A 7,507-nucleotide genomic window follows, 5' to 3' on the forward strand; every position below is an offset into this window, starting at 1 on the left:
GAGTTAAAATTGATTGCGATTTTAGTAAATTTAAATACTTTTCGTTAGATTCGTCTGTCAAAGATTTATTATTTTTGCCTCAATTATACTCAACCTTAAAATGGCTATAAAAAACACGCAGGAAGTCCCAAAAACTCCTAAAAAACAAATCGTCAAAACAATTATAGGTATACTGTTTTTAGTAATCGGTTTATTACTATTAGCTTCGTTTATCTCTTATTTTTTTAATGGTTTTATGGATCAGAGCCAAATCTCTGATTTATTAGATAAAAGTCAAACCGCTGAAAATATTTTCGGGAAGTTTGGCGCATTATTAGGTGAAACATTCATTTTGCAAGGAATCGGAATTGTTTCATTTTTTGTCCCAGTCTTCTTTATTCTCTTAGGAGTTAAAGTGGCTACAAATTGGAAAAAAATTAAGCCTTTCACAACGCTTTATCAAAGCATTTTCTTCATGATTTGGTTGCCAATATTTTTTGGTTGTATTTTACCAACTCAACACATGTTTTCTGGCGTAATGGGATTTGAAATTAATGATTTCCTAAATAGCTTTATTGGTAAATGGGGTGTAATTTTATTGCTTTTCGTTAGTTTATTGATTTATTGTGTCATTCATTTCCGAATGACGTATCAATCTATCCAAGAAAAAATGGAAGAACGTGCGAAACAAAAAGAAATTGAGCGCATAGAAAAAGAGCAAGAAAAAATCAAGAGAGAACAGCTTGAATTAAGAAAACGTAAGGAAAAAGAAGAACAAGAAAAGATAAATAAATTCAATCAAGATGCTGAAAAGCAACAAGAAGATAGTTTATCGCAAGAATTAGAATTAATAGAACAACAAGAGAAAGAAGCAATTCAATCTCATAAGGTAAATCCAAACGAAGCATTTCATCAAGAATTTAAAATTAATCAACCAAAAGAGGAAGAAACAATCGAAGAAACTCCACTTAATATTACAGAATTAGTGGTTGAAGATTTGGCAGATGATGAGGAAGAAAATAATCAAGTAGATTTTTTATCAATTAATGATGAAGAAAATTTAGAAACAGAAATTCAACCAACTCAAAACTCTTCTGAAAATGGATTAGAATTAAAAGTTCAACACGTTGATGAAGAAGAAGAATTTGAAGCGACTTCTGCTCGATTGGTACAAGAGCAAGGTGAATACAATCAACGTTTAGATTTACCAAATTATCAATTTCCTCCTATTTCATTGTTAAAAAAATATGACAACGGAAATACCTTAATTGATCAAAAAGAATTAGAAACGAACAAAAATAGAATTGTCGAAACCTTAGGAAACTATGGAATCGGAATCGATGAAATTTCTGCAACAATCGGTCCTACAGTTACATTATACGAAATTGTACCAAAAGCTGGAGTTCGTATTTCTAAAATCAAAAATCTTGAGGATGATATTGCCTTAAGTTTGTCAGCGCTTGGTATTCGTATTATTGCGCCGATTCCTGGAAAAGGAACAATTGGTATCGAGGTTCCAAATTCTAATCCTTCAATGGTTTCTATGCATTCGGTTATTGCTTCGCAAAAGTTCCAAAATGCTGATATGGAATTGCCAATTGCTTTCGGGAAAACAATTACGAACGAAACCTTTGTTGCCGATTTAGCAAAAATGCCTCACTTGTTGATGGCTGGTGCAACGGGACAAGGTAAATCGGTTGGTTTGAATGCAATTATTGCTTCGTTAATCTATAAAAAACATCCATCTGAATTAAAGTTTGTGATGGTCGATCCTAAGAAAGTTGAGCTTACTTTATATTCTAAAATAGAGCGTCACTATTTAGCAAAATTACCAGATTCGGAAGAAGCAATTATCACAGATAATACAAAAGTAATTAACACATTAAATTCACTTTGTATTGAAATGGATGATCGTTACGAATTATTGAAAAATGCTTTCGTTCGAAATATCAAAGAATATAACGCGAAGTTCAAACAACGTAAATTAAATCCAGAAGCAGGTCACAGATTCTTACCATATATTGTATTAATCGTGGATGAATTTGCAGATTTGATTATGACAGCTGGTAAAGAAGTTGAATTACCGATTGCTCGTTTGGCTCAATTAGCTCGTGCCGTTGGTATTCACTTGATTGTTGCAACTCAACGTCCGTCTGTAAATGTGATTACAGGAACAATCAAAGCCAATTTCCCAGGTCGTGTCGCTTTCCGTGTAACGTCTAAAATCGATTCGAGAACAATTTTAGATTCGCAAGGAGCTGATCAATTAATTGGTAAAGGTGATATGTTGTACACTACTGGAAACGAATTAATTCGCTTACAATGTGCGTTTGTTGATACACCAGAAGTCGATAAAATCACCGAATTTATTGGTGAACAACGTGGTTATCCAGATGCAATGCATTTACCAGAATATGTTGGTGAAGAAGGTGGTTCTAATTTAGATATTGATTTATCTGATCGTGATGTACTTTTTGAGGATGCTGCAAGATTAATTGTAATGAATCAACAAGGTTCCGCGTCTTTATTACAACGAAAATTAAAATTAGGATACAACCGAGCTGGACGATTGATTGATCAATTGGAAGCTGCCGGAATTGTTGGTCCTTTCGAAGGAAGTAAAGCAAGACAAGTGTTGATACAAGATGACATGAGTTTGGAACAGTTGTTGAATAATTTGAACTAAAATTTATTAAAAACAGATAGAAATTAAATTGTATGAAAAAGATAATCTATTCTTTCATACTCTTATTAGTAGGGGTTGGAACATTAAACGCTCAATCAGCAAAACAAATATTAGACAAAGTTTACGCTAAATATACCAACGCAAACTCGTATTACATCAAATTTGATTTTAGCCATAACGCAAATGGAAAATCAACAAGTCGTTCGGGAGAAGTTTTTGCAATGAAACAAAAATTTAACTTGAATGTAGGCGATATCAACCAAATTTTCACAGGAACTAAATTATATACAATTGCAAAAGATGATAAAGAAGTCACTATTTCTGATGCATCTAACACAGATGATTTCTTAACACCAACTAAAGTTTTGAACACGTATCGTACTGATTTCAGCTACGCCTTAACAGATAAAAAAACGGTTGGAGGAAAAACAATTCAGTATATAAAATTAACGCCAACTAAAACTTCTACAATCAACTATTCGGTTTTAGGAGTGAATACAGCGAATAATGAAATCTACGATTACAAAGAATATGGTAAAAATGGCGATACAACATCAATCGTTGTAAAAGATTACGTTCAAAATTTACTTATTCACAAAAGTTACTTTAACTTTGACCAAAAGAAATATAAGTCGCAAGGCTATATGATTACTCAATTATAATCAATGTTAAAAAAACTTGACTGGTATATAATCAAGACCTTTTTAGGTCCATTTTTTTTCATATTTAGTGTTCTATTTTTCATCTTTATCGTGCAATTTGCATGGCAACAAATGGAAAAATTTGTTGGAAAAGGTTTAGAATGGTACACTATTACCGAATTACTTTTTTGGTTAGGAATTAACGTTATTCAGCTTGTATTACCGCTTACAATTCTTTTGGGGTCTATTATGACCATGGGAGGTTTTGGAGAACGATACGAATTAGCTGCAATGAAAGCGTCTGGAATTTCACTTACCAGAATCCTTGCACCATTGTTTACGTTAGTTGCTTTAATGTCTGTCGGATTGTATTTTTTCGGAGACAAAGTAATGCCTTATTCCCAACAAAAAGCGCGAACAATGTACTTCAATATCTTACAAACCAAACCAACGGTAAGTATGAAAGAAGGCGTTTTTATCGAAACCGTTCCAGGATTTCAGATGAAAATAAATAAAGTTTCGGGTGAAAATTCAGAAAAATTAGAAGATGTTTTTGTTCATCAAAATGCACCGTTTGGTGAAAATACGATGACAATTATTTCTAAAAGAGGAAATCTTGCGCCAGACAAAAACGATAATCATTATCTAAAAATGGAACTTTTTGATGGAATTGCTTATACCGACAACATCAAAAATAAAAACTTTGATCAACGCAAACGTCAAGAAAATCAATATACTAAATTTGATACATTAAACTATTATATTGACATTTCGGATATTTTAAATTCTGGTAAAGACGAAGACCCAGGAAACTCTTATAAATATTTGGACGGAAAAGGTTTAAGACATCTTATCGATTCATTAAATACAGATTATAAGAAGTATTACAAAGATTTGAAAACGAATATGTTTAATCAAAACTATTTCTATTCAATCAAAATAAAAGATATTGATACGGTAAAAACAAATATGATTTTTGACTTGAAAGAGCGAAATCGTCAAGAACAAGATCAAGTGCTTAATCAAGCTATACAAATGGTAAATCGTGATCAAGAAAATATGACGTTTTCTGAACAAGAAATTGTAAACAGAGAAAAGTTATATTCAAAAGTAAATATTCATTACCAACGAAATTTCTCGTATGCAGTAACATGTATTATTTTCTTTTTGATTGGATCATCATTAGGTGCAATCGTAAAAAAAGGAGGAATTGGAATGCCAGTTGTCATCTCAATTATCATTTTCGTTATTTATTTCATTCTTAATTTCTCGGCAGAAAATATGGCGAAAAACGGAAAATTAGATCCAACTTTTGCCGCTTGGGCAGCTAATATTATTGCGCTTCCTTTCTCTATTTTGTTTAGTTACAAAGCCAATCAAGATTCTGGATTATTTGACATCAGTATTTACGTTGATCCAATTGTAAAATACTTTAATAAGTTTAAGAAAACAAACAAAAACGAGGAGCATTCTCGTTATCAATAACATAAAACAATGGAAAATAGATCATCTCAATTAAACACAATTGAAGAAGCTTTAGAAGATTTAAAACAAGGAAAAGTTATCATTGTAGTTGACGATGAAGATCGTGAAAATGAAGGAGATTTCCTATGTATCGCCGAATTTGCAACACCAGAAGTCATCAACTTTATGGTTACGCACGGACGCGGATTGGTTTGTACGCCACTTACACAACAAAGATGTAAAGCATTAGGTTTGGACCTTATGGTTGGACACAATACGGCTATTTACGAAACTAATTTTACTGTTTCTGTGGATTTACAAGGTCACGGATGTACGACAGGAATTTCGGCTTCGGATCGTTCTAAAACTATTCAAGCTTTAATTGACGAAAATACAAATCCAGATGATTTAGGAAAACCAGGACATATTTTCCCATTAATTGCAAAAGATGGTGGAGTTTTAGTTCGCATGGGACATACAGAAGCTGCTGTTGATTTGGCACGCATGGCGGGACATTATCCTGCTGGATGTATTGTCGAAATTTTAAAAGAAGATGGAGAAATGGCTCGTTTGCCAGAATTGTTAGAGATTGCGAAGAAATTTGATCTTAAAATTGTTTCGATTGAGGATTTGATTGCTTACCGATTAGAAAACGAATCATTAGTAAAACGTATCGAGCAATTTCCAGCAAAAACAAGATTCGGAGAATACGAATTAATCGCTTATCAACAAACAACAAATAATCAAGTTCACTTCGCTTTAAAAAAAGGAAAATGGACAAAAGATGATGTAGTTCCAGTTCGTGTAAAATCAACAAATAGCTATTATGATTTGTTTAGCGCTTTACAAAACGGCGAAACACCATTGTTAGAAAAAACAATGAACATCATTAATGAAGAAGAAAGAGGTGTTGTAATTTTTATTAATAACATTCAAAGTTCTGAGTTGATTGAACAAAAATTAGAGATTTTCAAAAGTTTTTCTGAAGGAAAATCAAAATCTGGTGTTTTACCAGCCGATGAAAAAGATCACGGAATTGGTTCTCAAATCATCAAAGATTTAGGCATCCAAAAAATGAATTTGATTACACGTACTTTAGAAGAACCGCATACTACACAATATGGTTTGGAAATTGTAAAATGCACTCAGTTATAAAATAAATTAAACTTTATACTAACGAAAGCAGTTCTGAAAAGAGCTGCTTTTTTTTTGTATCGTTCTGTAACCTTTTCGTTATATTGTAGTCTTATAATAAACACTATATGCGAAATAAAACGTTAGTTCTTGTACTCTTTATCATTTCAAGTATTGGATTTGGGCAAAAAACGAATTCAAAAAATATCTACATATCAGATATTGATAATTTTTGGGTCGCTTATGATAGTATTCAATCAACAAATGATTATTCTCAAAAAATAAAGTTTATCAACACTTTATACATCGACAAAGGAACAAAAGGTTTAAAAACTTTTATGAAAGTAAGAGATTATAGTGACACTATTTACGTTAAACTTATTGATAGTTATCCTAAATTTTGGAATTCAGTAAGACCAAATACACTTACCATAAAGAATAAAACAAAAGAGTTAACTAAAACTGTAAAAAAACTCAAAAAACTATATCCAGAACTAAAAGAAGGTGAAATGTATTTTACAATTGGAGGTTTACGCTCGGGTGGAACTTTATATGAAAATATGGTTTTAGTTGGTGCTGAAATTGCAACAGGAACTCCAAAAACAGATGTTTCAGAATTTGAAAATAATTGGCTAAAAAATGTTTTTGCGAAGCAATCACTTGATAATATTATTTCACTAAATATTCATGAATATGTACACACGCAACAAAAACCAAATGAAAACAACTCATTATTACATCATACATTAAAAGAAGGTTCGTGCGATTTTATTACAGAACTTGTATTAGGAGAACCAATCGAAAAACAATATATTTTTTATGGAAAACAACATTTCGATGAATTGAAAAAACAATTTAAAGAAGAGATGTTTGTAGATGATTTTTCAAAGTGGTTATACAATGGAGGACAAAAGGGTAAAGCTGCTGATTTGGGATATTTTATTGGATATGAAATATGTAAATCATATTATAATCAAGCTAAAAATAAAAAACAAGCGATAAAAGATATTATAGAACTGAATTATCAAGATGAAAAAGCAGTTGAAAATTTTCTTCGAAAATCTGGTTTTTATGAAGAAGGTTTTGATAAAAATCGATTATTAAAAGAATACGAAAAAAAACAACCTTATATCGTAAAAATTGAACCTTTCGGAAATGGTTCAACAAATGTAGATTCATCTATCAAAGAATTTAGAATTACATTTTCTAAACCAATGAATCCAAAAGAATATTCAATACAATTCTCAAAAAAAGGAAAAGAGTATAGTCCTAAGATTACAAAAGCTAATTTCTATAACAATAATACTACATTCGTAATAACTATGGAATTAACTCCAACTAAAGAATATGAATTTGTAATTTCAAATGGTTTCAAATCAGAAGATGGCTACCCATTAAAATTAGACAACAATGAATTAATTATTAATTTTAAAACTCAATAATACAAAAAAAGCTTCTCGAAATCGAGAAGCTTTCTTATTAATAATCATCATAATATTTAATGCGCATAATGTTTACGAGAAACAAAATGCAGAATTTTCTGAACTAATTTTGTGTTTTTATAAAGATTCCAGTTCATTAATAAAACACTGAACAAAATTAC

At 31.1% G+C, this 7,507-nt stretch carries 5 protein-coding genes; all 5 read left to right on the forward strand.

Annotated elements, in window-relative coordinates:
• The first annotated feature begins 100 nt into the window (after positions 1-100).
• The 5 genes from B3R94_RS08945 (at position 101) to B3R94_RS08965 (ending at position 7,346) form a co-directional block, all read left to right on the forward strand.
• Positions 101-2,665 carry an FtsK/SpoIIIE family DNA translocase gene (locus B3R94_RS08945; protein ID WP_291100203.1) on the forward strand — a complete coding sequence of 855 codons (2,565 nt, stop codon included), beginning with the start codon at positions 101-103 and terminating at the stop codon, positions 2,663-2,665.
• Positions 2,666-2,697: 32 nt separating this feature from the next.
• Positions 2,698-3,327, forward strand: a complete 630-nt coding sequence (locus tag B3R94_RS08950) for a LolA family protein (protein ID WP_280035471.1) — start codon at positions 2,698-2,700, stop codon at positions 3,325-3,327.
• A 3-nt stretch (positions 3,328-3,330) separates the two neighbouring features.
• On the forward strand, positions 3,331-4,791 hold the full coding sequence (locus B3R94_RS08955) for an LptF/LptG family permease (protein ID WP_291047232.1): 1,461 nt from the start codon (positions 3,331-3,333) through the stop codon (positions 4,789-4,791).
• Positions 4,792-4,800: 9 nt separating this feature from the next.
• Positions 4,801-5,925 carry a 3,4-dihydroxy-2-butanone-4-phosphate synthase gene (gene ribB / locus B3R94_RS08960; RefSeq protein WP_180905198.1) on the forward strand — a complete coding sequence of 375 codons (1,125 nt, stop codon included), beginning with the start codon at positions 4,801-4,803 and terminating at the stop codon, positions 5,923-5,925.
• A 107-nt stretch (positions 5,926-6,032) separates the two neighbouring features.
• On the forward strand, positions 6,033-7,346 hold the full coding sequence (locus B3R94_RS08965; RefSeq protein ID WP_291100206.1) for an Ig-like domain-containing protein: 1,314 nt from the start codon (positions 6,033-6,035) through the stop codon (positions 7,344-7,346).
• Positions 7,347-7,507: the final 161 nt, after the last annotated feature.

This window comes from Empedobacter sp. UBA7611 (assembly GCF_002484365.1).
Lineage (GTDB): Bacteria > Bacteroidota > Bacteroidia > Flavobacteriales > Weeksellaceae > Empedobacter > Empedobacter falsenii_B.

Coding starts and splice junctions, on each gene's coding strand:
- B3R94_RS08955 (WP_291047232.1), top strand. CDS start 3,331: ATGTTAAAAAAACTTGACTGGTATATAATCAAGACCTTTTTAGGTCCA.
- ribB (WP_180905198.1), top strand. CDS start 4,801: ATGGAAAATAGATCATCTCAATTAAACACAATTGAAGAAGCTTTAGAA.
- B3R94_RS08950 (WP_280035471.1), top strand. CDS start 2,698: ATGAAAAAGATAATCTATTCTTTCATACTCTTATTAGTAGGGGTTGGA.
- B3R94_RS08945 (WP_291100203.1), top strand. CDS start 101: ATGGCTATAAAAAACACGCAGGAAGTCCCAAAAACTCCTAAAAAACAA.
- B3R94_RS08965 (WP_291100206.1), top strand. CDS start 6,033: ATGCGAAATAAAACGTTAGTTCTTGTACTCTTTATCATTTCAAGTATT.